Consider the following 25,555-nt stretch of genomic DNA (forward strand, 5'->3'; position numbering starts at 1 on the left):
CGACCTCAATTTTGCGTCAATGGTCACAAAACAAACACATAATTTCCGTCTTTATGTGCATAAAACGGACTAAATCCCGCGCCGATACTGACCTGAGAGCAAGGTATAGCCCAACATTACGCGAAAATGCTTTTGTGATATCACTCAACCTATAAAGATGTATGACAAGTTATCGTTCAAACCGTCGCAGTACCTCTTGCCGGGCAACGCTTGCCCCGGCCCATGGGTGACAAGAGCAGGAACGGAGCCGATTTATCGGGAACAACGTTCACAATAAAGACGGGATGGGGTTAGAAATGCGAAAAATAAAAGGTTTACGCTGGTACATGATAGCGCTGGTGACGCTGGGCACCGTGCTGGGCTATCTGACCCGCAACACGGTGGCCGTCGCGGCGCCCACGCTGATGAGCGAACTGAATATCACCACGCAGCAATACTCGTGGATCATCGCCGCCTATTCGGCTTGTTATACCGTTATGCAGCCTGTCGCGGGCTATCTGCTCGACGTGCTGGGCACCAAAGTGGGCTACGCGGTGTTCGCCGTCGCCTGGGCTATTTTCTGTGGAGCAACCGCGCTGGCGGGGAGTTGGGGCGGTCTCGCACTTGCCCGTGGCGCAGTCGGTGCCGCCGAAGCGGCGATGATCCCCGCAGGATTAAAGGCCAGCAGCGAGTGGTTCCCCGCCAAAGAACGCTCTATTGCGGTGGGCTACTTCAACGTCGGCTCTTCCATTGGGGCAATGATTGCCCCGCCGCTGGTGGTCTGGGCCATTGTGATGCACAGCTGGCAGATGGCGTTCATGATAACCGGCGCACTGAGCTTTATCTGGGCCATGATCTGGCTGTGGTTCTACAAAAACCCCCGCGACCAGAAAAAACTCACCAGCGAAGAGCGTGAGTACATCATTAGCGGCCAGGAAGCCCAGCACCAGACCGATAACACGAAAAAGATGTCGGCGTGGAAAATCCTGCGTAACCGCCAGTTCTGGGGCATCGCCCTGCCACGCTTCCTGGCCGAACCCGCGTGGGGCACATTCAATGCCTGGATCCCGCTGTTCATGTTTAAGGCCTACGGCTTCAACCTGAAAGAAATCGCGATGTTCGCGTGGATGCCCATGCTGTTTGCCGACTTTGGCTGCATTCTTGGGGGCTATTTACCGCCGCTGTTCCAGCGTTGGTTTGGCGTTAACCTGATTGTTTCTCGCAAGCTGGTGGTCACTATGGGGGCCATCCTGATGATTGGGCCTGGCACGATAGGCCTGTTTACCAGCCCTTACGTGGCGATTGCCTTGCTCTGCGTGGGTGGATTTGCTCATCAGGCGCTGTCCGGGGCGTTAATCACCCTGTCGTCCGACGTTTTTGGCCGGAACGAAGTCGCCACGGCGAACGGCCTGACGGGCATGGCAGCCTGGACCGCCAGCACCTTGTTTGCCCTGGTCGTCGGCGCGCTGGCCGACACAATGGGATTCAGTCCGCTTTTCGCGGCGCTTGCCGTGTTCGATCTCCTCGGCGCGATTGTTATCTGGACGGTGCTGAAAAACCAGTCTGCCAGCGAACTCGCAGCCACTGCTCCCGCCCCGGAGGCCGTGACACAGTCTTGATGTAAAAACCGCCGCCTTCGGGCGGCAATTCTCACGTTGGTTGCTAGAGCGTCACCGGGAAAAGTGGTATAACAAATTTATTCACGTACAGCCCTCTTCCGGAGCAACTTATGGATGCCGTAGAACCCCGCCGCCTTTATCAGCAGCTTGCCGCCGAATTAAAACAACGCATTGAAACCGGTGTTTATCAGGTCGGGGAAAAACTGCCTGCGGAGCGGTTTATCGCCGAAGAGAAAAACGTCAGCCGCACCGTCGTCCGCGAAGCAATCATCATGCTGGAAGTGGAAGGCTACGTTGAGGTTCGCAAGGGCTCGGGCATTCACGTCATGTCTAACCAGGCAAAATACATGACCGTGCCGGATGAGCGTTTTGAGTTTGCCAATTATGGCCCTTTCGAGCTGCTGCAGGCGAGGCAGCTTATTGAAAGTAATATCGCGGAGTTCGCCGCCACCCAGGTCACCAAGCAAGATATTGTGAAACTGATGGAGATCCAGGAAAAAGCGCGAAAAGAGCAAACTTACCGTGATTCTGAGTGGGATCTGCAGTTTCACGTCCAGGTTGCACTGGCTACGCAAAACGGCGCGCTGGCGACCATCGTCGAAAAAATGTGGAGTCACCGCATCCACAACCCGTACTGGAAGAAACTGCACGAACACATCGATATGCGCCCGGTAGACAACTGGTGTGATGATCACGATCAGATTCTTAAAGCTCTGATTCGTAAAGATCCACATGCGGCAAAACTGGCGATGTGGCAGCATCTGGAAAACACCCGTCAAATGCTGTTTAACGCCACCAGCGATGATTTTGAATTCAATGCCGACCGCTATTTCTTTGCAGAAAACCCGGTCATTCACCTTGATACAGCCGCAAACGGTCAAAAATAGTCATTTTTCCGGTCGAGGGTAAGCAAACCATAAATAGTGTCAGCGTTTGTAAATACCCTCGCCAGCCTCTCCCCCAGTAAGCAAAATCATTCCTCAACAAACTGCAAATACTGTGACGTATAACGCGTAGTTTTGTTACAATTAGATGCAATTTCACCGCCTGTGTGGGCTCAGCGCCATCCCGCTGTCGTTTCGCGTGGTATTAGTTCGACACCGCAGCACAGGCAGTGGGTTGTTGTCAGCAAATAAGAATAAAAACCATGCTGCATTCTGCTCATCCGTTTCACCGGCGGCCTAAACGAAGTGCCAGGAACCCTGAATGGAACTACTGACTCAACTGCTTTCCGCTCTCTGGAGCCAGGATTTTGAAACGCTTGCCAATCCATCGATGATTGGCATGCTCTATTTTGTGCTGTTCATGATTATATTTCTTGAGAACGGCATACTTCCGGCTGCGTTCTTACCCGGCGACAGCCTGCTGGTACTGGTCGGGGTACTGATCGCCAAAGGGGCGATGGGTTTCCCGGAAACGCTGGCGCTGTTGACCATAGCCGCGAGCCTCGGCAGCTGGCTGGGCTATATCCAGGGGCGCTGGTTGGGAAATACCCGTATTGTACAAAACTGGCTGTCACACCTGCCGGCCCATTATCACCAGCGCTCACATCAGCTTTTCCATAAGCACGGGCTGTCTGCGCTGCTCATTGGCCGCTTTATTGCTTTTGTTCGTACCCTGCTGCCAACTATTGCCGGATTATCAGGTCTTAGTAGCGCACGTTTTCAGTTCTTCAACTGGATGAGCGGCCTGCTGTGGATATTGATTCTGACCACCCTGGGTTATCTGCTGGGCAAAACGCCTGTCTTCCTGAAGTACGAAGACGCCCTGATGTCATGCCTGATGCTGATCCCGGTGGTGCTTCTGGTCATCGGTCTGGTCGGTTCGTTAATCGTGCTTTGGCGTAAAAAACGCGGCCAGAGCAGTTAGAGGGATTCGATGAAATTAGCGTTCACACGCCGCCTGAAGGCGGCGCTGCTTGTTGGGGCCCTGGCGATTGCATCGCTGATGGTGTGGTCCGGCATGCAGAATAAGGATTCCACCCTCGAAATTCGTGCCTCGCGGCAGGGCGGGAGTATTCCCGATGGCTTTTATGTCTGGCACCACCTGGATGCCAACGGTATCCGCTTTAAAAGCATTACGCCGCTCAATAACACGCTATTGGTCACGTTTGATTCCAGCGCGCAGAGTGAGGCGGCGAAAGAAGTCCTCAACCGCACGCTGCCTCAGGGGTATGTCATTGCCCAGCAGGACGGCGATAAAGACGCGCTAGCCTGGCTCTCTATTCTGCGCCCTGACCACAACCACCTCGGCTGACCCCTTACTTTCAGTCTGAATTTGCTATCATCTTCTAGGTTTTTAGCAGATTCATGACTATGCTTTAGCTGTTTTTACTACGCTTTATCTGCGCTTTTTCGACACTCTGGAACGACGCATGGAGTATGATCGTCTGATACTTTTATGATTCGTCTTACAATGGAAGGTTTAACCATGAATTACCGCACCGTACTGGCTCTTGCTTTACTCACGCTAACCTCTGCCGCACAGGCAAATACCTTGTGCAACGAGAAAGAGCAGGATATTCAACGCGAGATTGGCTATGCGGAAAAACATAATAATCAGCACCGTATTGATGGCCTGAAAAAGGCCCTGAGTGAAGTACGCGCCAACTGCAGCGACACTAGCCTGCGTGCGGAGCACCAAAAGAAGATAGCCAAACAAAAAGCGGAAATCGAAGAGCGTAAAGCCGATCTCATCGAAGCCCGTCAGAAGGGTGACCCGGACAAAATCACCAAACGCGAGAAGAAACTTGCGGAAGCAGAAGATAGCCTCAAAGCTTTAGAGAAGCGTGATTACTGATTGTGTAGTCGCAGACTTTAAGGATCCATCTCAAACACTCGGAGAGAACTATGTCAAAAGATACTACGTCAGAACATTTACGCGCTGAGTTGAAATCCCTGGCAGATACGCTTGAAGAAGTCCTGAGTGCGTCCACGGACAAGTCAAAAACTGAACTGGACAAACTGCGTGCCAAAGCGGAAAAAACGCTAAAAGAGAGCCGGGATCGCCTGGGTGAAACCAGCGAAGCCATCGCCAAACAGACCCGTGAAGCGGCTGCCAAAGCGGATGATTATGTTCGCGAGAACCCTTGGACCGGTGTAGGCATTGGTGCGGCGGTAGGCGTCGTGCTGGGTGTGCTGCTGGCACGTCGCTAAGATGGCGGATTCTCACCAAAGCCAGGGGCCGGGCAAAAGCGTACTCGGCGTTGGCCAGCGGCTGGTGACGATTCTGGTCGGCATGGTCGAAACGCGCGTGCGTCTTGCCGTCGTCGAACTGGAAGAGGAAAAAGCGCACATCGTTCAGCTTCTGCTGATGCTGGGGCTGACCATGCTGTTCGCTGCCTTTGGCTTAATGAGCCTGATGGTGCTGATTATCTGGGCCGTTGATCCGCAGTATCGTCTTAACGCCATGATTGCTACCACCGTCGTCCTGCTGTCGCTGGCATTGATCGGCGGTATCTGGACGCTGCGGAAGTCTCGTCAATCAACCCTGCTGCGCCACACCCGGCGCGAGCTGGAAAACGACAGGGCCCTGCTGGAAGAGGATAAGCGATGAGCGATGCCGAACGTGATAAACGTAAAGCCTATCTGCTCAGTCAGGTTCAGCAGCAGCGGCTCGATCTCAGCGCCGCAAAACGCGACTGGCTGCAGGTCACCAGCCCCTACGATCGCGGCTGGAACACCTTAGTCAGCCTGCGTAGCTACGCGATGATCGCCAGCAGCGTGTTGGCAATCTGGACGGTGAAGCACCCAGGTAAGTTCATGCGCTGGGCCAAACGAGGATTTGGCGCCTGGAGCACCTGGCGGCTGATTCGTAACACGCTTAACACGCCTTCGCGCTAAACTTAAACACCGCCTCTGGCGGTGTTTTTATTTCTGCCCCTTCTCTTCCATACCTCGTATTTTTACTTTCCTGACTTAGTTTCCTCAGGATATTTGAAGAACTTAGACAGTTTTCCTTGCTAACAATCTTTTTTCACCCCGTCTATTATCCTCCCCATCGACAGCAAACATCGGTAATCACTGGAGTTTGCACACCTTTTAAGCCCTGGCCGAGAACGCCGGAAAAAAAGAACCGCTGGAGAGAAAAATGAAAAAATTAGAAGATGTTGGCGTACTGGTTGCTCGTATTCTGATGCCAATCCTGTTTATTACCGCTGGCTGGGGCAAAATCACCGGTTATGCAGGCACACAGCAGTACATGGAAGCCATGGGCGTGCCGGGTGCGCTGCTGCCGCTGACCATTCTGCTTGAGTTCGGCGGCGGTCTGGCTATTCTGTTCGGCTTCCTGACCCGTACAACCGCGCTGATCACTGCGCTGTTTACCGTGCTGACCGCGTTCCTGTTCCACAGCAACTTTGCTGAAGGCGTGAACTCTATTATGTTCATGAAAAACTTCACCATCGCAGGTGGCTACCTGTTGCTGGCGGTCTTCGGCCCAGGCGCAATCAGCCTTGACCGCGTCCTGAATAAAAAATGGTAAGCGTTCTATACTGATGAACACCGAGAAAGCGAAGACACCGTCTTCGCTTTTTTGCTATTGAGGAGGAGAAAAAATGGGACAACTCATCGACGGCGTCTGGCATGACGTCTGGTACGACACCAAATCGACCGGCGGCCGCTTTAAACGCTCTGAATCCGCCTTCCGCAACTGGCTGACTGCCGACGGCGCAGCGGGGCCCTCCGGCAAAGCAGGATTCGCCGCAGAGAAAGATCGCTATCATCTGTATGTGTCTCTCGCCTGCCCCTGGGCGCATCGGACGCTTATCGTGCGTAAGTTAAAAGGCCTCGAGCCCTTTATTTCCGTTTCCGTCGTTAACCCGCTGATGCTGCAAAACGGCTGGACGTTCGCGGAAAATTTCCCGGAGGCAACCGGCGACACGCTTTACCACCATGAGTTCCTCTACCAGCTTTATCTGCAGGCCGATCCTCATTACACGGGCCGCGTGACGGTGCCCGTACTTTGGGATAAGAAAAACCAGACGATCGTCAGCAACGAGTCCGCAGAAATCATTCGGATGTTTAATACGGCCTTTGATGCCCTGGGTGCGCGTCCCGGCAACTATTACCCCGACGAGCTAAAAGGCGAGATTGATGAGCTGAACGGCTGGATTTATGACACGGTGAATAACGGCGTATACAAAGCGGGCTTTGCCACTTCTCAGGAAGCCTACGATGAAGCCGTTGAAAAAGTCTTTATCTCCCTGGCGCGTCTGGAGCAAATTCTTGGTCAGCATCGCTACTTAACCGGCCCGCAGCTAACCGAGGCAGACATTCGCCTGTGGACGACCCTTGTCCGTTTTGACCCGGTGTATGTCACCCACTTCAAGTGCGATAAATACCGCATCAGCGACTACCCAAATCTTTACGGCTTCCTGCGCGATATCTATCAGTTAGCCGGCGTCCGTGAAACGGTAAGTTTCCCGCATATCCGTACCCATTATTATTGCAGCCACAAAACGATCAACCCAACCGGCATTATTTCCATCGGCCCTGCACAAGATTTAGACGAGCCGCACGGACGAGATGAGCGGTTTAGGAAGAGTTAAGAATATTCAGCACAACAACGATTTACGCCCTGGGCATTCACGACTATTCTTGAATCGATCGCTTCCCGTTCAGGTGATTGTCGGATAATCAAGGCAGGCCTTAGATGGATTGGTATTTCAAAGCATTAAGAAATTACATTGGGTTTGGCGGGCGGGCTCGCCGCAAAGAGTACTGGATGTTTCATCTGGTGAACTTCATCCTGGCCGGCGTGCTGAGCGTGCTGGATAAAATGCTTGGGCTGCACATCGCCAAGGATGAAGGGGCACTCACCACGATTTATACCGTTCTGGTTTTCCTGCCGCTTTGGGCAGTCCAGTTTCGCCGCCTGCACGACACCGACCGCTCAGCCTGGTGGCTGCTGCTGCTGTTAATCCCGATTGTCGGCTGGTTGATTATTCTGGCATTCAACTGCCAGGATGGCACGCCGGGAACTAACCGCTTTGGGCCAGATTCTAAGGCCCCTGAACTCTACTAAACAAAAAGGGCGTCCCGTAAGGCACGCCCTTTTTCTCATCATGCTCTGCGCTTAAAACGCCTGCTCACTCTGCTGTTCAGCTTTCTTCGCCAGACCATCCAGCAGTTTCTGATGAATACCGCCGAAGCCGCCGTTGCTCATGACCAGAATATGGTCGCCAGGCTGGGCCGTTTTCACTACCATCTCTGCGAGCGTGTCCACGTCTGCGCTCCAGTGCGCTGGCTGCACGCACGCTTCCGCCACTTCAGCAACCTGCCACGGAATGTGCTGCGGCTGAAGCAGGAACACTTCGTCCGCGCGCCCCAGCGAAGGAGCCAGATCGTCTTTGCAGACGCCCATTTTCATGGTGTTAGAACGAGGTTCCAGCACGGCCAGAATGCGAGCGGTGCCGCCCACTTTCCCGCGCAGGGCAGCAAGCGTAGCCAGAATCGCCGTCGGGTGATGTGCAAAATCGTCATAAACGGTGACGCCATGCGCTTCGCCGCGCAGTTCAAGGCGGCGACGAGCGTTCACAAAACTACCCAGCGCCTGGGCCGCGTCAGCGGGGGTAACGCCAACATGCCGGGCAGCGGCAATAGCCATCAGGCCGTTATGCATGTTGTGTTCGCCGACCAGCTGCCAGTTCACGGTGCCAACGCATTCGCCATCCAGGTAAACTTCCCACTGAGAAGCATCGGTCGTCAGCTTCTTCGCCTGCCAGTGGCCCTGATCGCCCACCAGCTCCTGCTCACTCCAGCAGCCCATCGCCAGGGTTTGCTTCAGATTGGCGTCGTTTTCCGGCCAGATAATTTTGCCCTGCCCCGGGACAATGCGCACCAGGTGATGGAACTGCTTCTGGATCGCTTTCAGATCGTCAAAGATATCCGCGTGATCGAACTCAAGGTTATTGAGGATCAGCGTCCGCGGGCAGTAATGGACAAATTTGGAGCGTTTGTCGAAGAACGCGCAGTCATATTCATCGGCTTCAATAACGAAGAAGGGGCTATCGCCCAGACGCGCAGAGACGTCAAAGTTGCCCGGTACGCCGCCGATAACAAAGCCAGGCTTGTAGCCGCAGGCTTCAAGGATCCAGGTCGCCATACCGGCGGTGGTGGTTTTCCCGTGCGTCCCCGCCACCGCAATCACCCAGCGGTCACGCAGCACAAAATCATGCAGCCACTGCGGGCCGGACATATACGGAATGCCCTGCTCAAGAACGGCTTCCACGCACGGATTACCGCGCGTCATCGCGTTGCCGATGATCACCAGGTCCGGGTGCGGGTCGAGCTGGCTTGCGTCATAACCTTCGATTAACGAGATCCCCTGCTCTTCGAGCAGCGTACTCATCGGTGGGTAAACATTGGCGTCCGAGCCCGTCACTTCATGCCCTAAAGAGCGTGCCAGCATCGCCAGGCCGCCCATAAAGGTGCCACAGATCCCTAGAATATGAATGCGCATACGAAACTATCCTTTCTTTGTTTGGCGCACATTCTAACCGCATGGCTGCGGAGGCGAAACGCATTTCAGGATATTCCTTATCTTGCTGGCGCGATTCACCTGTGCGCGACAATTTGAAAATTTGTTAAGATTGTTGCGATCGCTTTATCCAACATAATGATGCAGGGAAAGTGTTATGAAAACGTTAGGTGAATTTATTGTCGAAAAGCAGCATGAGTTTTCCCATGCTACCGGTGAGCTCACGGCTTTACTGTCGGCAATAAAGCTGGGCGCTAAAATCATCCACCGCGATATCAATAAGGCCGGTCTGGTCGATATCCTGGGGGCGAGCGGTGCCGAAAACGTGCAGGGCGAAGAGCAGCAAAAACTCGACCTGTTCGCGAATGAAAAACTGAAGGCAGCGTTAAAAGCGCGCGGTATTGTGGCCGGTATCGCCTCCGAAGAAGAAGACGAGATCGTGGTCTTTGAAGGCGCCGAGCAGGCAAAATATGTCGTGCTGATGGACCCGCTTGACGGATCTTCTAACATCGATGTCAACGTGTCCGTTGGCACCATTTTCTCTATTTACCGCCGCATTACGCCAGTCGGCACGCCGGTCACCGAGGAGGATTTCCTCCAGCCGGGTAACCAGCAGGTTGCCGCCGGCTACGTGGTTTACGGCTCATCAACGATGCTGGTTTACACCACCGGCTGCGGCGTACACGCCTTCACCTACGATCCTTCTCTCGGCGTTTTCTGCCTGAGTCAGGAACGTATGCGCTTCCCGGAGAGAGGCAACACCTACTCCATTAACGAAGGCAACTACATTAAATTCCCGACCGGCGTGAAGAAGTACATCAAGTTCTGCCAGGAAGAAGATGCCGCCAGCAAGCGCCCGTACACCTCGCGCTACATCGGTTCACTGGTGGCGGACTTCCACCGCAACCTGCTGAAAGGCGGGATTTATCTTTACCCAAGCACCGCCAGCCACCCGGAAGGCAAGCTGCGTTTGCTGTATGAGGGCAACCCAATGGCATTCCTCGCGGAACAGGCCGGCGGGAAAGCCAGCGACGGGAAAGAGAGAATTCTGGATATCATCCCTACCACGCTGCACCAGCGCCGCCCGTTCTTCGTCGGCACAAAACACATGGTCGATGACGTAGAGCGTTTTATTCGCGAATACCCGGACGCCTGATTTCCCCTGCACAATGCGCCTCTCCTTCCAGGGAGAGGCGTGACTCAATCAATAACGGAACGAAGCCATCGCGGCGACCAGCTGCTGCGACTGCTCTTCAAGCGAATGCGTTGCCGCAGTGGACTGCTCAACTAAAGCCGCGTTCTGCTGTGCCGCTTCATCCATCTGGCTGACCGCAATATTCACCTGCTCAATACCGTGGCTTTGCTCGTTTGACGCGTTGGCAATTTCGCGAACCAGTTTGGTCATGTGCATAATTTCTTCGGCGATTTCGTCCATGGTTTCCCCGGCCTGCTGCGCCAGCTCGCTGCCCTCACCCACGTGCGTTTGCGAATCGGAAATCAATGCGCGGATCTCTTTTGCTGCCTCGGCGCTGCGGCTTGCCAGGGTACGAACTTCACCGGCGACCACGGCAAAACCACGGCCTTGTTCACCCGCGCGGGCAGCTTCCACCGAAGCGTTAAGGGCCAGAATATTGGTCTGGAAAGCGATGCCGTCGATAACGCTCAGGATGTCGGCGATACGCCCCGCGCTACCGGAAATATCGCGCATTTTCTCAATGACGTAGCACACCATTTCGCTGCCGCGGTCGGCGGTATCGGAGACGACTTTCGCCAGCTTGTGCGCCTGCTCGGCGTTATCGGCGTTTTGCTTCACCGTCGCGGTAATTTGCTCCATGCTGGCCGCTGTTTCTTCCAACGAGGTCGCCGTGGACTCCGTACGCTGAGAAAGATTGAGGTTGCCGGCCGCCAGTTCACGGCTGCCGGTATCAATCTGGGAAGAGGCATCCCGCACGCGGCTGACCGACTCCACCAGCGAGGTTCTCATCGCCACAATCGCGCTGGCAAGACGGCCAAATTCATTGTTGCCCGTTTGCGGAAGCGGTTGGGTCAGGTCGCCATCGGCCACAAACTCCAGTTGGTGAATCGCCTCATCCAGCGGCTTCAACAGCAGGTGACGCAGCGCCAGCCAGACCAGCACAATAATCGCGGCGGTCAGCAGTGCGGCAAAAATAATAAAGCCCAGAACAAGGGTCTTGTGCAGCTGAACGGCAGCCACTTCACTGTTTCCGCGCGTTTCGCCCCAGCTCTGGAAAGCCTGCACGTCATTATCAAACTTCTGTCCCAGCGGGATCAGGCTTTTTTCCAGCAGGTCGTAATAGTCGTCCGGGCTTTGCTTTTGCAGCGCGGCCAGCATCGGCGTAATACCTTGTGCCTGATAGGCGCCAAAGCTTTGCGCCAGGCCGGTAAGCAGGGCGTTACCCTGGTCGTCATTCACGCCGCTGTCGATGACGGACTTCAGGTTTTTCTGCGCCAGCCCAACTTCACCCACGATATTCTGCGTGGCTTTTGTCGCGTCGTCCAGCATGCCAATTTCCATCTGGCGCACCGCCTGGCTTGCCTCGTTTCTGGCGCGAAGCAGCAGAATATAGCCATCGCTAATGCGCACCATTTGCTCACCCTGCAGGCGGTTGATGCGCTCAAGAGAAGTGGAACTTTGCTGCAGGGCATAAATGCCGATGCCGCTTACAACCAACAGCAAGAACGTCATAACCGCTAACAGCGTCAGCAGCCCCGTGCGAATCGACAAATTTCTCAACATGCTTAATTCCCGGTTTAACGATGGCTCATGAATAAAGTAGTGAGCGTGTTATCGGCAATTTTCGGAAATTGTTTAATCAATTTGCGTGATTTACGTTCGTTAAGTGCTTGTTGCCACGATGTTTAACTCAATTATGACAATGAAATGACTCAAGATTTGAGTAGCCTGAAGCGGGGCATTTGGTGCATCCGGAGGGTAGCGGTCAAAAAACAGCAAAAGACATTTAACCGCAGTTGGCTATAATATCGGGCACTTGAAATACACCAGGTTAAAGGAAACAGACATGAGCTTACTCAACGTCCCTGCGGGTAAAGATCTGCCGGAAGACATCTACGTTGTTATCGAAATCCCTGCTAACGCCGATCCAATCAAATACGAAGTAGACAAAGAGAGCGGCGCGCTGTTTGTTGACCGTTTCATGTCTACCGCGATGTTCTACCCGTGCAACTACGGTTACATCAACCACACCCTGTCTCTGGACGGTGACCCGGTTGACGTGCTGGTCCCAACTCCATACCCGCTGGAGCCAGGTAGCGTGATCCGTTGCCGTCCAGTTGGCGTTCTGAAAATGACCGACGAGTCTGGCGAAGATGCAAAACTGGTTGCGGTTCCGCACACCAAACTGAGCAAAGAGTACGATCACATCAAAGATGTGAACGACCTGCCAGAACTGCTGAAAGCGCAGATCACTCACTTCTTCGAGCACTACAAAGATCTCGAGAAAGGCAAATGGGTGAAAGTTGACGGCTGGGATAACGCCGAAGCTGCTAAAGCTGAAATCATCGCTTCTTTCGAACGCGCAGCTAAGAAGTAAGTTAGCCCGCCAGAAAGAAAAAACACCGCCCTTGGGCGGTGTTTTTGTTTCTGCCTCCCACCTCATCAGGCAGACAGGCAAAAAAACGGCCACGTGTTGGCGTGGCCGCTTAGGTGTGATTAATACTTTTCTCGATCCAGCCAGTTCCCGCTGTCGATACGGGTTAACCCCTCGACAGGACGCTGATAGACATACATCCACGCGCCGCCGTAAGGGGTCTGAATCAGCTGACGGCTGTACTCTCCCCCTTTGGTGCGCAGCGCGTCCAGCTCAGAAAGCGTAGAGGCGTCTATCCGGTAAACTTCGCCGGAGACCACGCCATCACCCGGCACGGCGCCTGGATAATGCCCAAGGCTATACAACACGTAGTTTTCCTGCGTGTGGTCGCCCAGCCACTGGGCGTTGGTCATCCAGTGGCTGTTGCCTTGTTTGCGTCGTAAACTGCCGTAAACAAATATTCGCATTGCTAAAACTCAAACTGATAGAGCAGATCTAGTGCCTGATCTACGCCAGACACCGCTTCCAGATACAGCTTAGGCATCAGACGATAACGTAACGTTAACGTCGCCAGAGAGTCAAAAATACCTACGCCATATTTAACCTGTAGACCCGGCAGTACATAGCCGCTAACCACCACCTGAGAGGAATCACCCACCCCCGCGGTGTCGAGCGCCAGATTGCTTACGCCAAACGTCTCGCCGATTTTACCCACAACCTGACCACTTTGTGCAACCCCCAGACCCACAAGCATCGATGTCATCGCGTCGCCGTCGTTGCCGGAAGTGTCTAAGCCCTGGCCGCGAAGCAGGTAGGACAAGGCTTCCTGCTGGGACATCGCCGGATCCGAGAATATTTCAGCTTTTGGTTCATCTGCCGGGCCGGTCACACGCACGCCAGCCGTCACGCTGTTTTCGGTCGAGTCCGGGTTACGGATGGCTTCAATATTCAGGTACGGGTTGTCCGGCGGGCCGGAGAACAACAGCTCGCCTTTGCGGACGATAAGATCCTGCCCGTAAGCATGGAATCGGCCCTGAGGAATGTTGATCTGGCCGTTGAGGCCGAGTCCCTGCTTGTCCTGCACCATTTTCAGGTCGCCGGTCAGACGTGCTTTCAGGCCGAAAGCGTCCAGCCGCACGTTGTTGCCGACGTGAATCGTCAGGTTGCTGTTGATCGGGATCCCGGCAGATTTAGGATTAATCGGCTTCAGATCTTTATCCAGCATCACTTCATCGCTGGAGACGCCCACGGCGCTGTCCGGCACATCATGCACCACGATTCGCGCCCACGGCACATCAACGTTACCGTTGAGGGTAAACAGGCTTGGCGTGGCCACAAATTCAATATCCGGGGAAACGTCCAGGCGCACCATCGGCGGCACGGTAATGCGCACTTTGCTGCCCTTCGCGGCTATGCGCGCCCGCCAGTTGTCGATTTGCGTCCAGTCGGCGTCACCGCTTAACACAATCTGCCCCTGCTTCGTGCGCACCACGCCCTGCAGCGTGGAGTTCATCCCGTTAAAGTTCATGGCAATCTGGCTAGGCTGCATCTCGAACGGCATAAAGTTGCCTTCGACATCGACGCCATTAAGCTGCATTTGTCCGAACATCTGCGGCCGCTCAAGGTTGCCGCCGAGGCGTAAGTTCGCGTTCAGCGTACCGTCCGCCTTTTCGCCTTTCGAGAAGATGGCGTTGGCAATCGCCAGGGAGAAGTTGCGAATATTGACGTTGCCGCCAAGGTTACGCCGCCCCTGTGGGTCGGTGATTTGAACCTGGCCGTCGAACTGCCCGTTATTCGCCACCTTCACCAGCCAGCCAAGCTGGGCGCGGTTATTCTTCAGTTCGGCGTTGAGGTTTAGCGTGTCGAAGGCAACCGGCAAGGTATTGCCGTTCACGACCTGCGCCACTTTCACGCCGCGCCCGCTGAGCGTCACCTGGCCCTGCGGCAGGCCACCAGCTTCGCTGTCCCAGCTCACGTCTGCCTTACCGGTAAACATGCCGCTGGCCTGAGTATCCGCCGGCATCACTGGTTTAAGCATGGCAAGATCGAAGCGGTTGAGGTTTACCAGCGCCCGCCCCTTCGCCCCGGCGTCGATAGTTTGCGGCACACACAGTTCGGCATTCGGGTTAACCCAGCAGTGCGGGCCAATGGCGATTTTCTGTTCTTTATTGCGGAAGTCCAGCGTCAGCTCGCGGTTGAGCGCCCACGGTCCTACCGGCGTATCAAAACGCGTATCCGTTAACTTGCCGCGCCAGCGCTCTTCGTTACGGTCGAAGCTGCCGCTCAGGTTGAGGCGCCCGGAAACAGGCTCTCCCTGAACGCGCAGTTGAAGCTGGTGCTGTTTCTCATCACCTTTCGCGTCCAGCGTGACCAGATCAACCTTCACGCCCGGCTGAGCAACACGTTCTACGCGCAGGTTGAGGTTCCCGGCAATTTGGTCGCTCGATTTTACATCGCCTTTCAGCAGAACACGGGCAATCGTCAACTCCTGCCAGCGCAGGCCGTTAGCGGTCAGGTCAGCCAGCAATTGTGGCGCTTTCACGTCGCCGCGAACTTTCACGATCCCTTTCGCCGTTCCGCCTAAACCCGGCAAGGCGTTATCCAGATTTGGGGCATTTATATTTGCGTCCAGGTTGAGATCTTTTTCGCCCAGTTCGCCTTTCACGTCCACCGTATTGCGGCCCAGCGCCACGTGCAAGCCCGGCACCTTCCACTGCATGTAGCTGTTACCCTGCAGAGTGCCTTCCACATTGACCTTATTCTGCTTCACATTGCCGGCAAGCTTCAGCTCGGGAATATCCAGCTGCCAGCTGCCGCCATACAGGCTGCCCCGGGTTTTGATCTTACCGTCCAGCTTCGCGGGCCAGTCCGGGAACTGCTTAGCCGTGTTGATGCCGGCCAGCGTTAACTCCCCCTGCCAGCTGATGGCTTTGCTCCAGTCCACCAGCGCTTTCAGATCCGTACTCCCCTGTAGCGCAGCCACGCGCAGCTTATCGAGGCTAAACTGCTGTTCGTTGCCTTTGCCGTCCAGCGTGATGGTGGCAGGCGGAACCTGGTCGCCCTTCACGGCGGTACTAAAGGCCAGCTTGTAGTCGGTCATTTTACCGGTCAGACGCAGTTTAAGATCGTCGGCCTGGTACTGCTTCTCGCCGGTCAGCGGCCAGGCAAGCTGCTTGCTGTCCAGTTCAACGTTGAGCGGCAGCCCGGCTTCGGCAAGTCGGGTTTTGGCATTCAACTGCATCCCCACCGGCCCTGAAAGGTTGACGCCCACTTTGAGCTCGTCGCGCAGGGCGCCGCCCACGGTCATCTTCACCTTTTCGCCTTTCAGCGGGTCGATGTTCAGCGTGCTGTTGAGCGTTAAGTCAACCGGCCAGTTGTCGCGTAGCTGCGCGCTGCCGGTGGCGTTCACCAGCCCCTGAGAGGAGTTCACATCCAACGCATCCAGCTTGAGATTGCCGTCGATGCTGCTCACTTTCAGCAGCAGCGAGTTGACCAGCAAATCCGTATCGCCGGTCAGCCGCAGGCGTGCGCCGCGAAACTCCTGAATATTCAGATTTACCGGCAAATTCACATCCGTCATTTCCGGCAGCAGCGGCTTCTCAAACAGTTGCTTCAGCGTTTCCCCGAGCGGCGCTTCTTCCGGCTGAGGGTGTTGAATTTTCGGCTCAACAATCTCTTCTTTTGCCACCTGCGCGGCCTTCGGCAACGCAATCAGCAAGCCTTCAAGCGATGTCGGGGTCAGCGTCAGGTTGCGCTGCTCCCAGGTCAGGCCGCTGGTGAAGTCCATCACCGAGACGGTGGTGTCGTCGATTTTCACGTTAACGTTATTCAACGCCACGCGGCTCAGGGTAATCGGGTACGGCGTGGAGAGGTTCAGCGGGCCGCTGTCCTCTTCCTGCACCGGGGCAGACGGCGGCATTTTTTTCGTGTCGACTGCAACATCCACATCTTTCAGCGAGAAATCATTTACGCACAGGCTGCTGTGCCACAGGCAGTTTAGCTTCACCGCAAGGTGAACCTCGCCCGCACGCACCGCGACCCCGGGCTGCTCATAGCGCAGGTTCTTTAACGTCAGATTACGCCAGCCGCCGTCAACCTGAGCGATATTCAGCCCCGGTACCCAGCGATTAGCGCCTTTAAACAGCAAATGCAGGCCTGGCGTAGTCCCCACCAGGAAACCGACTGCTGCGATCAGCAGCACAATCACAGCCAGCACCGCGAGGCTTATTTTCTTCCAGCGACTCATAGTTCAGGCCCCAAACCGATGTAAAACTGTAAACCGTGCTCTTCCTTGTCACCCACCGGTACGGCGAAGTCGAGCTTGATAGGCCCAACCGGGGACTGCCAGCGCACGCCAACGCCCGCGCCGGTTTTGAAGTTGCTGCGTTTGATGTCATTCACCGCTTCACCGGAGTCAACGAACGCCGCGCCCCACCATTTGCCGGTCACGTTGTACTGGTACTCCAGCGAGCCGGTTGCCAGCTTGGAGGCCCCCGTTAACTTGCCGTTGCTATCTTCTGGCGATATCGATTTGTATTTATAGCCACGAATACTGCGGTCGCCCCCGGCGAAGAAACGCAGATCAGGCGGCACTTTTTTGAAGTCGTTGGTTTCGATCCACCCCACGTTGCCGCGCACGACAAAGCGATGTTTTTCATACAGCGAACGTATCCAAACGTTTTGTGCCTGGAACACGCCGAAATCGACGCCAGAACCCCAGGCCGTATTAGAGACATCGATCGAGTAACGCTGTGAGTCACCCCACGTAGGCATCAGGCCCCCACGTGAGCGGGTACGGTTCAGGCTGACGCCGGGGTAAAGCAGCATGGTCGTGTTGGTGACATCTGCCTGCGTAAAGTGGTCGAGGCTCCAGCGCAGGTTAACGGCGCGTTGCCAGCCGCTGGACATATCCCAGTAACGGGACAGCGCTACGGTGGTGGAGTCCGATTTTGTGTCGTTGAGATCGGTTCGCTTAAAACCGCCCTGGACCAGGTAGTACTGCTCCAGCGGGCTTTTTAACAGCGGAACTTTGTAGCTGAAATCGAGCGTTTGCTCCGGCCCGGAAAGGCTGGTACTGGTTGTCAGGCTGTGGCCGTAGGAGTTCATCCACGGTTTTTTCCAGCTGGCCTTCACGCGCGGCCCTACGTCCGTGGAGTAACCCACCCCGGTTTCAATTGTGTTTTCAGTGCGCGGCGTCACCACGCCCTGCAATGGCAGCACTTTAGTCTGGCGTGATTTGTCAAATTCGGGCGCCACCACTACGGAGTTAAACCAGCCGGTGGCGGACAGGCGGCGGTTAAGCTCGGCCAGATCGCTCGACTGGTAATAGTCCCCTTGCTTGAAGGGCACAAGATTTTGCAAATACTCTTCGCGAATCTGGGAGCCCTGAAAGGTCACCGCCCCAAAGCGATAGCGCTCGCCGCTGTCGTAGTCGATATCCCAGAATGCCTGATGCCTTTCGAGAGATACACCTAGCTGGCTCTTACGGAAATCGCTGTCGAAGTAGCCCTTACGCAGCGCGATACTGGAGAGGCTTTTTTTGAAGTTATCGTAGTCAGCGTGATCGAGCACGGTACCTATTTTTGGCCGCTTGGGCAGCAATGCCAGATAGTCTTTATCCGTCCGCGCACCGCCGCGCAAAATCACATCAGTGCCGCCGATTAACACGGGCTGCCCGGCGTCAACCTGTGCCAGCAAAACCTGACGCCCCCCGTTCTGCGGCGGTGGTTTAAGCGTGAAATTGATGGTGGGCTCGTAGTAGCCCAACGCCTTTAGCCCTGCGCGAATGGCGTCGTCGACGCGTGCCTGGAAGCGACGATCCGGCGTCACTTCATCGCTTTGGATGGTTGAAAGCTGAGCGCGGACGTTTTTTTGCAGTTCGCCGCTGAGTCCCTCAACCTGCAAACGCACGCTCGCGGCGTTTGCCCATGCGCTCGCCACACACAGGCTTGTAATACATAAAGTACGGATTACTGGCACGTTTTCTCCTGAATATCCTTGTTCCCACCCCTGGAAGGAAACGTCATTCCCGCTCCGCGGATTAACAAAACCCTAACATCGAGGGTTGAAAATAACTCACTAGCCTAAATCTTTCTTATATGTAATGTAGTCTGTAACTCGGATGTATTGTCTGCAATTGCAGGTCTGATGACAACCGCTCGCTTTTTTGCCGATTTTCGGGAGATCCAACACCATGTCATTCTTCGACAAAACTCACAATGTGACGCAGGCCGATGCCCTGCCGGGCCGCAACACGCCGATGCCGGTCGCCACGCTTCACGCGGTTAACGAACACTCGATGACAAATGTACCAGACGGGATGGAAATCGCGCTGTTTGCGATGGGATGTTTTTGGGGCGTAGAGCGCCTGTATTGGGAGATTCCTGGCGTCTACAGTACGGCGGCCGGCTACAGCGGCGGCTACACGCCCAACCCAACCTATCGCGAAGTTTGCAGCGGCCAGACCGGCCATGCTGAAGCGGTGCGAGTGGTTTATGATCCGAAAGTCGTGAGCTACGAGCAGCTTTTACAGGTGTTCTGGGAAAATCACGATCCGGCTCAGGGGATGCGCCAGGGCGGGGACGTCGGCACCCAGTACCGTTCGGCCATATACCCGCTCACGCCGGAACAGGACAAAGCCGCCCACGCCAGCCTTGAACGTTTCCAGGCCGCGATGAATGCCGCCGGCGATAAACGCCAGGTCACCACTGAAATCGCCAACGCAGGTCCGTTCTACTACGCGGAAGACGACCACCAGCAATATCTGTACAAGAATCCGCACGGCTACTGCGGCATTGGCGGCATCGGCGTTTGTCTGCCGCCTCAGTAAGCTTCGCGATAAAGCCAGTCAACCGACTGGCTTTTTCTTTAACGTCGTTAGCCAAAGCCAACCCAGGCCTTTTGATTATTCACATCCAGCGTAGCGGAAGTATGCCCATTCCCGAGGCTGGCCATGCTGATGTTATTTGCCACGCCATGCTTATTCAGCGCCGCCAGCATCGCCCGCACGTTACCCGCCGATCCCTGATCGTTAGCCCCGACCAGGAACACCTCGGTTTTGCGCGCCGACGGATGCAAATGCCGGGACAGCATATCCTCCAGAGGGATCCCACCTGAGCCACTGCGCTGCGGATTATCCATATGCAGAGCCAGGCTTTTCCCATCCTGAACAATCATCGCCGCCAGACAAGGTGCCAGGTCGGTGGTGAATAAGGCCGTTTTCTGCCGGGGAGGCTGATGAATTACCTGCGCGCGGTTATTGCCCTGGGCAAAAAACTGCAGTTTGTAACCTTCATCCGCAAAACGTTCATGCGAGCGACGAAACGGTACGCCCTGGTTGTGCTGATTCATCGCCAGTTGCAGCGTTTGCAGGGAGCCCAACTGTAAAAGCGCTTTGGCCGGAAAGGTCTGCAGCGGGTTGCCGGACAAATTCAAATGTTTAAGGTGCGTCAGCGCGCCCAGGGAGTCAGGTAGCGCCGTCAGACCTCGCTCGCTCAGATCTAATGTTTCCCCACGGCACTGAAAGTTATTCATTATTTCGCTACACGCCGCCGCTCTGGCTTTGCCTTCTTCCGCTGTAGGAGCCGCAGCGGTCCAATTCTTGAGATCGCCGTGTAAATCACTCGCGTGCAGGCCAGAGGAAGCGGCCTTCACCGCTGCCGTTGAGGATGTGGTGGAGAATGGTGGCAGACCTGAAGGTCGCGCTGCCGTAGAATTAATATGCATAATCAGGCTCCGAAAATAGACTGCCTGTGTGTGGACGTAACTCCCCCATCGGTTCCTTTACACCTGCTGCTCTGCGGCATTAAGGGAAGTTGCTGGCTGGCGATTTAAGGCCGCCCGCAGCTGATGCCCGATCCAGCCTGCCGCCGAGTTCACGGCAGCAGGGACCTTTTCCTGCAGCGTTTGTGTCATTTTGTCCGCCACGGCGTCAGCAAGGATCTCAGCCGCAGGTACGGCGAAGAACACCGGGGCAGAGGCCACGACGTTGGTCGAATGGCTGATGGCGCTCAGCGAAGCGGCATTCACTCTGGGGAAGGCGTGGGCAACAGCTGCGCCAATCGCGCTACGCAGGCTAATCACACCGGCAAAGCCCCCGGCCAGCATCGCCGTTTTCCCAAGGCTCGGTGCAGAAAGAACGCTTGCCGTCACTTTCAGGCTATCCGTGGCAATGTCCAGGGGCAGCTTCGCCACGCGCTGAGCGGCGTTTTTAAGCGTATCGCTCACCACATGCGTATTTTTCAAGTCAGTGAACCGCTGCTGCCAGTCGTTGCGCCCCAGCAAATACTCGGGCCCGGTTCGGCCTTTGTTTTCGTCCACCGCATGCAGAATGGCGCTCATCGCACCACCCGCCACCACGCCGCCCGCTGCGGACAGCCACGTATCGGCTTCACCGGCCACTTTCGCCCCGGCAAAATGCGTCAAGGTGGCCGCTGTCGCCAGGCGCGCCAGGTTACGTGCCGAATAGGTCTGAATGGCTAACCCGGTTTCTGCCACCGTCGTCAGCAAGCTCGCTTTTGCCTCTTTTACCGCTTCACGCATGACCGGATGCAGGTCGCTGTCTTTGGCAGACAGCCACGGATTTGTTGCCGTGGCGCGGTTAAGCAGCGTGGTGCCAATGGTGTCGGCGATGCTGGACTGCAGGCCAGCATGGAGGCCAATTTCCGCCGCAGTGTGGGCAAAAGCGCTCAGCAGCGAAACTTTATCGTAGGCAACAGACGCGGCGGCAAACGGAATAGCTCGCACGGCACCTCGCGCAACTTGCCCTAGCCTGTCCAGCTGGTGCCCTTTAGTCAGCACGGCTTCAACAGAGGCAGGCGTTTCCCCCATTTTGTGTAATTCACGGGTTCTCGACTCAATCAGAGCATGCATTTCAGCATGGTTATCGCCGTTAATATGTTTGCCAAACAGCGTGCCAAGCTGGTGATGGATCGCGGCTTCATTGGCCGAGCCATAAACGCTGTTACCCACGAAATGCAGGCTTTCATACGCGCTTACGGCAGCAGAAGTGGCCACAGATGAACCCGAAGCGATCGACGCCGGTCGCTGGCTGCTGCGTTCCGGTAAGGGAGGAAGCTCCGCCGCCTGTCTGTGCACGGAAGTAACGGAATTGACCATGTGAACGCTCTCCTGATAGTGGGCTAACCGGTCAGGTGAGTGGCAAAAATAGAAGAAAAGTTCCGGGGATAAAAAGAAGAACAGCAGCTTATACAATGGGCCAAACGTTAATCCCATTAATCAAAAAACAGATCAATATAAACGCGGCTTTCCGCCGGTTAAATTACAGCCTCTGGTAGCACATCCCATCCTTACGCTATACTACCCCTTGAATTTGCTGGCTCGTTCACAAAAGCGGCCAGCATTTCTTGTGTTTGACCCCTGAGATTTATCCACTTTTCCCTTCCGAGGACCTGGCCACAACAGCCAGATAAATTATGTTAAACAGTATTTTGATAATACTTATCCTTATTGCTATTAGTGCCTTTTTCTCAATCTCTGAGATCTCGCTTGCCGCCTCTCGTAAAATCAAACTTAAGCTGCTGGCCGATGAAGGCAACGTCAATGCCCAGCGCGTGCTAAAGATGCAAGAAACGCCGGGCATGTTCTTTACCGTCGTACAAATTGGCCTTAACGCCGTGGCAATTCTCGGCGGTATCGTCGGCGATGCGGCTTTCTCACCGGCGTTTAAAATTCTGTTGGAGCGTTTTCTGGCTCCAGAACTCGCCGACCAGCTCAGCTTTATTATCTCATTCACCCTCGTCACCAGCCTGTTCATTCTGTTCGCAGACCTCACCCCGAAACGCATCGGTATGATTTCTCCCGAAACGGTTGCTTTACGTATTATCAACCCGATGCGCTTCTGTCTGTTTGTTTTCAGACCTTTAGTGTGGTTCTTCAACGGCCTGGCTAACGTTATTTTCCGCATCTTCAAGCTGCCAATGGTGCGTAAAGACGACATTACTTCTGACGACGTTTACGCGGTGTTTGAAGCCGGTGCGCTGGCAGGCGTCCTGCGAAAGCAGGAACACGAACTGATTGAAAACGTCTTTGAGCTGGAATCGCGTACCGTGCCGTCTTCCATGACCTCGCGCGAAAACGTGATTTGGTTCGACCTGCACGCCGACGAGCAAAGCCTGAAGTCCACCATCGCTGAACATCCGCATTCCAAGTTCCTGGTGTGTAACGGCGATATCGACCACGTCGTTGGCTATGTTGATTCCAAAGAGCTGCTGAACCGCGTGCTGGGCAACCAAAGCATGGCGCTGAACAGCGGCGTGCATCTGCGTAACGCCCTGATTGTGCCGGACACCCTGACGCTCTCCGAAGCGCTGGAAAGCTTTAAAACCGCCGGGGAAGACTTCGCGGTTATCATGAACGAATACGCGCTGGTGGTGGGTATCATTACCCTGAACGATGTGATGACGACGCTGATGGGCGACCTGGTCGGCCAGGGGATGGAAGAGCAAATCGTTGCCCGCGATGAAAACTCATGGCTGGTGGAAGGCGGCACGCCAATTGACGACGTGATGCGCGTGCTGGATATCGATGAGTTCCCGCAGTCCGGTAACTACGAAACCATCGGCGGGTTCATGATGTTCATGCTGCGTAAGATCCCGAAACGCACCGACTCGGTGAAGTTCTCCGGCTACAAGTTTGAGGTGGTGGATATTGATAACTACCGCATCGACCAGCTGCTGGTAACGCGTATCGACAATAAGCCTGTCGCGCTGTCGCCAAAGCTGCCTGATGGCGAAGAGCCTCAGGAGCAGTAAGCAAGCTCTACAAACACTAACGGCCCCTTCGGGGCCGCTTCAGGCAACGAGCAGCAGAACCAGAAAGAAGTATTGTCAGCCGCAGTTTCTACATAAACCAGGAAAACCATTGCATTGGTTTTCGGCTGATAGCCACACAGAGGGAAAAACCACGCTTTTCCCTCTTTGTCTATAAACACTAACGGCCCCTTCGGGGCCGTTTTTTTTACAACTTTTGGGCCTAGCCCATATCCGCCTGTAAGCGCATCACCTGGCGGTTGACCTCGGACATGACCGAGTAGTGCTGCTTATCCTTAACTTTCGGGACAAGGATTTTGCCCTTATCAAATTCGAAAGCGCCAACGTCCTTGATATACAACCGTCCACGGAACAGGATCTTCACGTACTTCGCCACCTGAAGGGGGTTGTAACGTTGGAAAATTTTCATTGTTCTTTACTCCTGCATGTTAACGCCTCTGCGAGCTACATTTGGCCCGACAAAATGAGGCGAAAAAGTTTGGTGCTCGAAAACTATAGTCCAGATATCGAAGGTCACCTAGTGTGTAGAAGTTTTTTTACTAAAAGATTACAAAGTTGCAGAACAATATTTTTAAATGTAAAAAACGGCAGCGTAAGCCTTCAAATTTCAGGGTTATGTGCGTCAGCCCGCAAACTGGCACTTTGCTTGCGGGACAGATGCTTATTCAGCACATATGCTTAAAACATCGGCCCAAGTGGTCGGATCACCTGCTAACAACAATAAGGAGTCACCGATGACCCTGCGCAAAACGCTGGCGCTGTCTCTTCTGCTGCTGCCGCTCATGGCCTCAGCCCACAACTTTGAAAATAATCAGCGAGTTTCCCCTATTGGCATTACCGATAAGGGCGAACTGGTGCTGGATAACAATAAGTTTAGTTATAAAAACTGGAATAGCGCGCAGCTGCCTGGGAAAGTGAGAGTCCTGCAGCATATTGCCGGCCGTTCGAGCGCCAAAGAAGAAAATGCGGCCATGGTCGAAGCCATCAAAGCGGCAAAATTCCCGCATGATAAGTACCAGACCACCACCATTGTGAACACCGACGACGCAATTGTTGGCACCAGCATGTTTGTGCGCAGCAGCATCGAAAGTAATAAGAAGGAGTTTCCGTGGTCGCAGTTTATCGTCGACAGCAACGGCGTAGCGGCGAAAGCGTGGCAGCTGCAACAGGGCGGCTCAGCTATCGTGGTACTGGATAAAGAAGGCAGAATTCAGTTCGCCAAAGATGGCCCGTTAACCCAGCAGGAAGTGCAGCAGGTGATTAGCCTGCTGCAAGGGTTACTCAGTAAATAGAAACACGGAAACCGGGGTTCAGGAACGACTCGCGCGGGGTATAGTCCAGCGGCTTACCCTGCCAGTCATGAACGTGCGCCCCGGCAGCGACCGCCACGGCGTGCCCTGCTGCGGTGTCCCAGATATTGGTTGGCCCAAAGCGAGGATAGAGCTGGGCCTGACCGTCTGCCACCAGGCAGAACTTCAGCGACGAGCCAATGGCCGTGGTTTGGTGCTCACCCATCTGCTGGAGATACTCTTTTAGCTCGCTATCGTTGGCGGCATGAGACCGGCTAACCACCACGCGCGGTGGGCGGGCATCCCGCACATGAATCTGATTGCGTACGCCGCACTCTTCTTTCCAGGCCTTCCCCTCTGCGGCGCTGTACATAATCTTCAGCACCGGCGCGTAGACAACGCCCATCACCGCTTTTCCACCTTCAATAAGCGCGATATTCACGGTGAACTCGCCGTTACGCTTAAGAAACTCTTTTGTACCGTCCAGCGGATCGACCAGCCAGTAGCGCTGCCAGCTTTGGCGGGTATCCCACGACTGGGGATCTTCTTCTGACAGCACAGGGATGTCCGGCGTCAACGCTTTCAGCCCTTTCAGAATAATGTCGTGGGCAGCAAGATCCGCCGCCGTTACCGGAGAGTCATCAAGCTTATGCGTCGCCTGAAGCGGTTTCTCTCCCTCATAAACCTGCATGATAGCGGCCCCGGCCTCGCGGGCCAGCTGGCAAATTTGTTCTAACATTCTCCACCTCGCGTTGTGTCTCTGCGCTACATCGAGCGAATAACTTATTGTTTTACTTATATCTCATTGCACCGCGATGCGCTATCTGTGA

The 25,555-nt window shown here is 55.0% G+C and carries 25 protein-coding genes; 16 read left to right on the plus strand and 9 right to left on the minus strand.

Annotation, left to right across the window (positions count from 1 at the left end; genetic code table 11):
• Window positions 1-296 precede the first annotated feature (296 nt).
• The 11 genes from WFN87_RS18070 (at window position 297) to WFN87_RS18120 (ending at window position 7,622) form a co-directional block, all read left to right on the plus strand.
• Window positions 297-1,598, plus strand: coding sequence for an MFS transporter (locus WFN87_RS18070; RefSeq protein WP_166877176.1), 1,302 nt, complete (start codon window positions 297-299; stop codon window positions 1,596-1,598).
• Between the two features lie 110 nt (window positions 1,599-1,708).
• On the plus strand, window positions 1,709-2,485 hold the full coding sequence (gene exuR / locus WFN87_RS18075) for a transcriptional regulator ExuR (RefSeq protein ID WP_039299895.1): 777 nt from the start codon (window positions 1,709-1,711) through the stop codon (window positions 2,483-2,485).
• Between the two features lie 319 nt (window positions 2,486-2,804).
• Complete coding sequence (gene yqjA, locus WFN87_RS18080) at window positions 2,805-3,467, plus strand: DedA family general envelope maintenance protein YqjA (RefSeq protein WP_008460467.1); 663 nt, start codon at window positions 2,805-2,807, stop codon at window positions 3,465-3,467.
• 9 nt (window positions 3,468-3,476) lie between these two features.
• A complete protein-coding gene (mzrA, locus tag WFN87_RS18085) occupies window positions 3,477-3,854 on the plus strand; it encodes an EnvZ/OmpR regulon moderator MzrA (RefSeq protein ID WP_166867124.1) in 378 nt (125 codons plus the stop codon).
• Window positions 3,855-4,028: 174 nt separating this feature from the next.
• A complete protein-coding gene (locus WFN87_RS18090) occupies window positions 4,029-4,397 on the plus strand; it encodes a DUF1090 domain-containing protein (protein WP_336983505.1) in 369 nt (122 codons plus the stop codon).
• Window positions 4,398-4,447: 50 nt separating this feature from the next.
• Window positions 4,448-4,753, plus strand: coding sequence for a DUF883 family protein (locus tag WFN87_RS18095; RefSeq protein WP_008460461.1), 306 nt, complete (start codon window positions 4,448-4,450; stop codon window positions 4,751-4,753).
• Between the two features lies 1 nt (window position 4,754).
• Window positions 4,755-5,153: a phage holin family protein gene (locus WFN87_RS18100; protein WP_008460458.1), complete on the plus strand. Its 399-nt coding sequence runs from the start codon at window positions 4,755-4,757 to the stop codon at window positions 5,151-5,153.
• Entirely contained in the window at window positions 5,150-5,440 is a 291-nt protein-coding gene (locus WFN87_RS18105) for a YqjK-like family protein (protein WP_008460455.1), read from the plus strand. The genes WFN87_RS18100 and WFN87_RS18105 overlap by 4 nt, the downstream gene beginning before the upstream one ends.
• A gap of 247 nt (window positions 5,441-5,687) precedes the next feature.
• Window positions 5,688-6,080: a DoxX family protein gene (locus WFN87_RS18110; RefSeq protein ID WP_038476076.1), complete on the plus strand. Its 393-nt coding sequence runs from the start codon at window positions 5,688-5,690 to the stop codon at window positions 6,078-6,080.
• Window positions 6,081-6,153: 73 nt separating this feature from the next.
• Complete coding sequence (locus WFN87_RS18115) at window positions 6,154-7,146, plus strand: glutathione S-transferase family protein (protein ID WP_336983506.1); 993 nt, start codon at window positions 6,154-6,156, stop codon at window positions 7,144-7,146.
• Window positions 7,147-7,250: 104 nt separating this feature from the next.
• Window positions 7,251-7,622 carry a DUF805 domain-containing protein gene (locus WFN87_RS18120; protein WP_039299873.1) on the plus strand — a complete coding sequence of 124 codons (372 nt, stop codon included), beginning with the start codon at window positions 7,251-7,253 and terminating at the stop codon, window positions 7,620-7,622.
• A 51-nt stretch (window positions 7,623-7,673) separates the two neighbouring features.
• Here WFN87_RS18120 and mpl read toward each other — a convergent pair whose 3' ends face one another.
• Window positions 7,674-9,059 carry a UDP-N-acetylmuramate:L-alanyl-gamma-D-glutamyl-meso-diaminopimelate ligase gene (mpl, locus tag WFN87_RS18125; RefSeq protein ID WP_008460447.1) on the minus strand — a complete coding sequence of 462 codons (1,386 nt, stop codon included), beginning with the start codon at window positions 9,057-9,059 and terminating at the stop codon, window positions 7,674-7,676.
• A 175-nt stretch (window positions 9,060-9,234) separates the two neighbouring features.
• On the opposite strand from mpl, the gene fbp reads away from it, so the two are divergent.
• Complete coding sequence (gene fbp, locus WFN87_RS18130) at window positions 9,235-10,233, plus strand: class 1 fructose-bisphosphatase (RefSeq protein ID WP_008460446.1); 999 nt, start codon at window positions 9,235-9,237, stop codon at window positions 10,231-10,233.
• Between the two features lie 48 nt (window positions 10,234-10,281).
• Here fbp and WFN87_RS18135 read toward each other — a convergent pair whose 3' ends face one another.
• Window positions 10,282-11,835, minus strand: a complete 1,554-nt coding sequence (locus WFN87_RS18135; RefSeq protein WP_336983507.1) for a methyl-accepting chemotaxis protein — start codon at window positions 11,833-11,835, stop codon at window positions 10,282-10,284.
• Between the two features lie 283 nt (window positions 11,836-12,118).
• On the opposite strand from WFN87_RS18135, the gene ppa reads away from it, so the two are divergent.
• Window positions 12,119-12,649 (plus strand): inorganic diphosphatase, encoded by a 531-nt coding sequence (ppa, locus tag WFN87_RS18140; RefSeq protein WP_008460444.1) that lies wholly within the window; start codon window positions 12,119-12,121, stop codon window positions 12,647-12,649.
• A gap of 119 nt (window positions 12,650-12,768) precedes the next feature.
• Here ppa and WFN87_RS18145 read toward each other — a convergent pair whose 3' ends face one another.
• From WFN87_RS18145 to tamA, 3 genes are read right to left on the minus strand one after another with little or no spacing between them, the layout of a single operon-like run.
• Entirely contained in the window at window positions 12,769-13,113 is a 345-nt protein-coding gene (locus tag WFN87_RS18145) for a gamma-glutamylcyclotransferase family protein (protein WP_008460443.1), read from the minus strand.
• 2 nt (window positions 13,114-13,115) lie between these two features.
• On the minus strand, window positions 13,116-16,892 hold the full coding sequence (gene tamB / locus WFN87_RS18150; RefSeq protein WP_336983508.1) for an autotransporter assembly complex protein TamB: 3,777 nt from the start codon (window positions 16,890-16,892) through the stop codon (window positions 13,116-13,118).
• Window positions 16,889-18,625, minus strand: a complete 1,737-nt coding sequence (tamA, locus tag WFN87_RS18155) for an autotransporter assembly complex protein TamA (RefSeq protein ID WP_008460440.1) — start codon at window positions 18,623-18,625, stop codon at window positions 16,889-16,891. Before tamA ends, tamB begins: the two co-directional genes overlap by 4 nt.
• Before the next feature lie 214 nt (window positions 18,626-18,839).
• On the opposite strand from tamA, the gene msrA reads away from it, so the two are divergent.
• Window positions 18,840-19,475, plus strand: coding sequence for a peptide-methionine (S)-S-oxide reductase MsrA (gene msrA / locus WFN87_RS18160; RefSeq protein WP_008460438.1), 636 nt, complete (start codon window positions 18,840-18,842; stop codon window positions 19,473-19,475).
• 47 nt (window positions 19,476-19,522) lie between these two features.
• Here msrA and WFN87_RS18165 read toward each other — a convergent pair whose 3' ends face one another.
• Both WFN87_RS18165 and WFN87_RS18170 read right to left on the minus strand, forming a co-directional pair.
• Entirely contained in the window at window positions 19,523-20,179 is a 657-nt protein-coding gene (locus WFN87_RS18165) for a leucine-rich repeat domain-containing protein (protein ID WP_008460437.1), read from the minus strand.
• A gap of 249 nt (window positions 20,180-20,428) precedes the next feature.
• The gene (locus WFN87_RS18170) at window positions 20,429-21,763 is read right to left on the minus strand and encodes a hypothetical protein (RefSeq protein ID WP_336983509.1); all 1,335 of its coding nucleotides are present in this window, start codon (window positions 21,761-21,763) and stop codon (window positions 20,429-20,431) included.
• Window positions 21,764-22,080: 317 nt separating this feature from the next.
• Here WFN87_RS18170 and WFN87_RS18175 point away from each other — a divergent pair, with 317 nt between their 5' ends.
• A complete protein-coding gene (locus WFN87_RS18175; protein ID WP_008460431.1) occupies window positions 22,081-23,418 on the plus strand; it encodes a hemolysin family protein in 1,338 nt (445 codons plus the stop codon).
• 220 nt (window positions 23,419-23,638) lie between these two features.
• Here the strand turns inward: WFN87_RS18175 and WFN87_RS18180 are convergent, their stop codons facing one another.
• The gene (locus WFN87_RS18180) at window positions 23,639-23,845 is read right to left on the minus strand and encodes a DUF1107 domain-containing protein (protein WP_008460430.1); all 207 of its coding nucleotides are present in this window, start codon (window positions 23,843-23,845) and stop codon (window positions 23,639-23,641) included.
• Window positions 23,846-24,170: 325 nt separating this feature from the next.
• Here WFN87_RS18180 and WFN87_RS18185 point away from each other — a divergent pair, with 325 nt between their 5' ends.
• The gene (locus WFN87_RS18185) at window positions 24,171-24,728 is read left to right on the plus strand and encodes a YtfJ family protein (protein ID WP_008460428.1); all 558 of its coding nucleotides are present in this window, start codon (window positions 24,171-24,173) and stop codon (window positions 24,726-24,728) included.
• On the opposite strand, the gene cysQ is transcribed toward WFN87_RS18185, so the two are convergent.
• Complete coding sequence (cysQ, locus tag WFN87_RS18190; RefSeq protein WP_008460426.1) at window positions 24,718-25,464, minus strand: 3'(2'),5'-bisphosphate nucleotidase CysQ; 747 nt, start codon at window positions 25,462-25,464, stop codon at window positions 24,718-24,720. The genes WFN87_RS18185 and cysQ overlap by 11 nt on opposite strands.
• Between the last annotated feature and the right edge of the window lie 91 nt (window positions 25,465-25,555).

The organism is Cedecea sp. AS113 (genome assembly GCF_037152415.1).
Classification (GTDB): domain Bacteria; phylum Pseudomonadota; class Gammaproteobacteria; order Enterobacterales; family Enterobacteriaceae; genus Cedecea.

Coding starts and splice junctions, on each gene's coding strand:
- WFN87_RS18070 (WP_166877176.1), top strand. CDS start 297: ATGCGAAAAATAAAAGGTTTACGCTGGTACATGATAGCGCTGGTGACG.
- exuR (WP_039299895.1), top strand. CDS start 1,709: ATGGATGCCGTAGAACCCCGCCGCCTTTATCAGCAGCTTGCCGCCGAA.
- yqjA (WP_008460467.1), top strand. CDS start 2,805: ATGGAACTACTGACTCAACTGCTTTCCGCTCTCTGGAGCCAGGATTTT.
- mzrA (WP_166867124.1), top strand. CDS start 3,477: ATGAAATTAGCGTTCACACGCCGCCTGAAGGCGGCGCTGCTTGTTGGG.
- WFN87_RS18090 (WP_336983505.1), top strand. CDS start 4,029: ATGAATTACCGCACCGTACTGGCTCTTGCTTTACTCACGCTAACCTCT.
- WFN87_RS18095 (WP_008460461.1), top strand. CDS start 4,448: ATGTCAAAAGATACTACGTCAGAACATTTACGCGCTGAGTTGAAATCC.
- WFN87_RS18100 (WP_008460458.1), top strand. CDS start 4,755: ATGGCGGATTCTCACCAAAGCCAGGGGCCGGGCAAAAGCGTACTCGGC.
- WFN87_RS18105 (WP_008460455.1), top strand. CDS start 5,150: ATGAGCGATGCCGAACGTGATAAACGTAAAGCCTATCTGCTCAGTCAG.
- WFN87_RS18110 (WP_038476076.1), top strand. CDS start 5,688: ATGAAAAAATTAGAAGATGTTGGCGTACTGGTTGCTCGTATTCTGATG.
- WFN87_RS18115 (WP_336983506.1), top strand. CDS start 6,154: ATGGGACAACTCATCGACGGCGTCTGGCATGACGTCTGGTACGACACC.
- WFN87_RS18120 (WP_039299873.1), top strand. CDS start 7,251: ATGGATTGGTATTTCAAAGCATTAAGAAATTACATTGGGTTTGGCGGG.
- mpl (WP_008460447.1), bottom strand. CDS start 9,059: ATGCGCATTCATATTCTAGGGATCTGTGGCACCTTTATGGGCGGCCTG.
- fbp (WP_008460446.1), top strand. CDS start 9,235: ATGAAAACGTTAGGTGAATTTATTGTCGAAAAGCAGCATGAGTTTTCC.
- WFN87_RS18135 (WP_336983507.1), bottom strand. CDS start 11,835: ATGTTGAGAAATTTGTCGATTCGCACGGGGCTGCTGACGCTGTTAGCG.
- ppa (WP_008460444.1), top strand. CDS start 12,119: ATGAGCTTACTCAACGTCCCTGCGGGTAAAGATCTGCCGGAAGACATC.
- WFN87_RS18145 (WP_008460443.1), bottom strand. CDS start 13,113: ATGCGAATATTTGTTTACGGCAGTTTACGACGCAAACAAGGCAACAGC.
- tamB (WP_336983508.1), bottom strand. CDS start 16,892: ATGAGTCGCTGGAAGAAAATAAGCCTCGCGGTGCTGGCTGTGATTGTG.
- msrA (WP_008460438.1), top strand. CDS start 18,840: ATGTCATTCTTCGACAAAACTCACAATGTGACGCAGGCCGATGCCCTG.
- WFN87_RS18165 (WP_008460437.1), bottom strand. CDS start 20,179: ATGAATAACTTTCAGTGCCGTGGGGAAACATTAGATCTGAGCGAGCGA.
- WFN87_RS18170 (WP_336983509.1), bottom strand. CDS start 21,763: ATGGTCAATTCCGTTACTTCCGTGCACAGACAGGCGGCGGAGCTTCCT.
- WFN87_RS18175 (WP_008460431.1), top strand. CDS start 22,081: ATGTTAAACAGTATTTTGATAATACTTATCCTTATTGCTATTAGTGCC.
- WFN87_RS18180 (WP_008460430.1), bottom strand. CDS start 23,845: ATGAAAATTTTCCAACGTTACAACCCCCTTCAGGTGGCGAAGTACGTG.
- WFN87_RS18185 (WP_008460428.1), top strand. CDS start 24,171: ATGACCCTGCGCAAAACGCTGGCGCTGTCTCTTCTGCTGCTGCCGCTC.
- cysQ (WP_008460426.1), bottom strand. CDS start 25,464: ATGTTAGAACAAATTTGCCAGCTGGCCCGCGAGGCCGGGGCCGCTATC.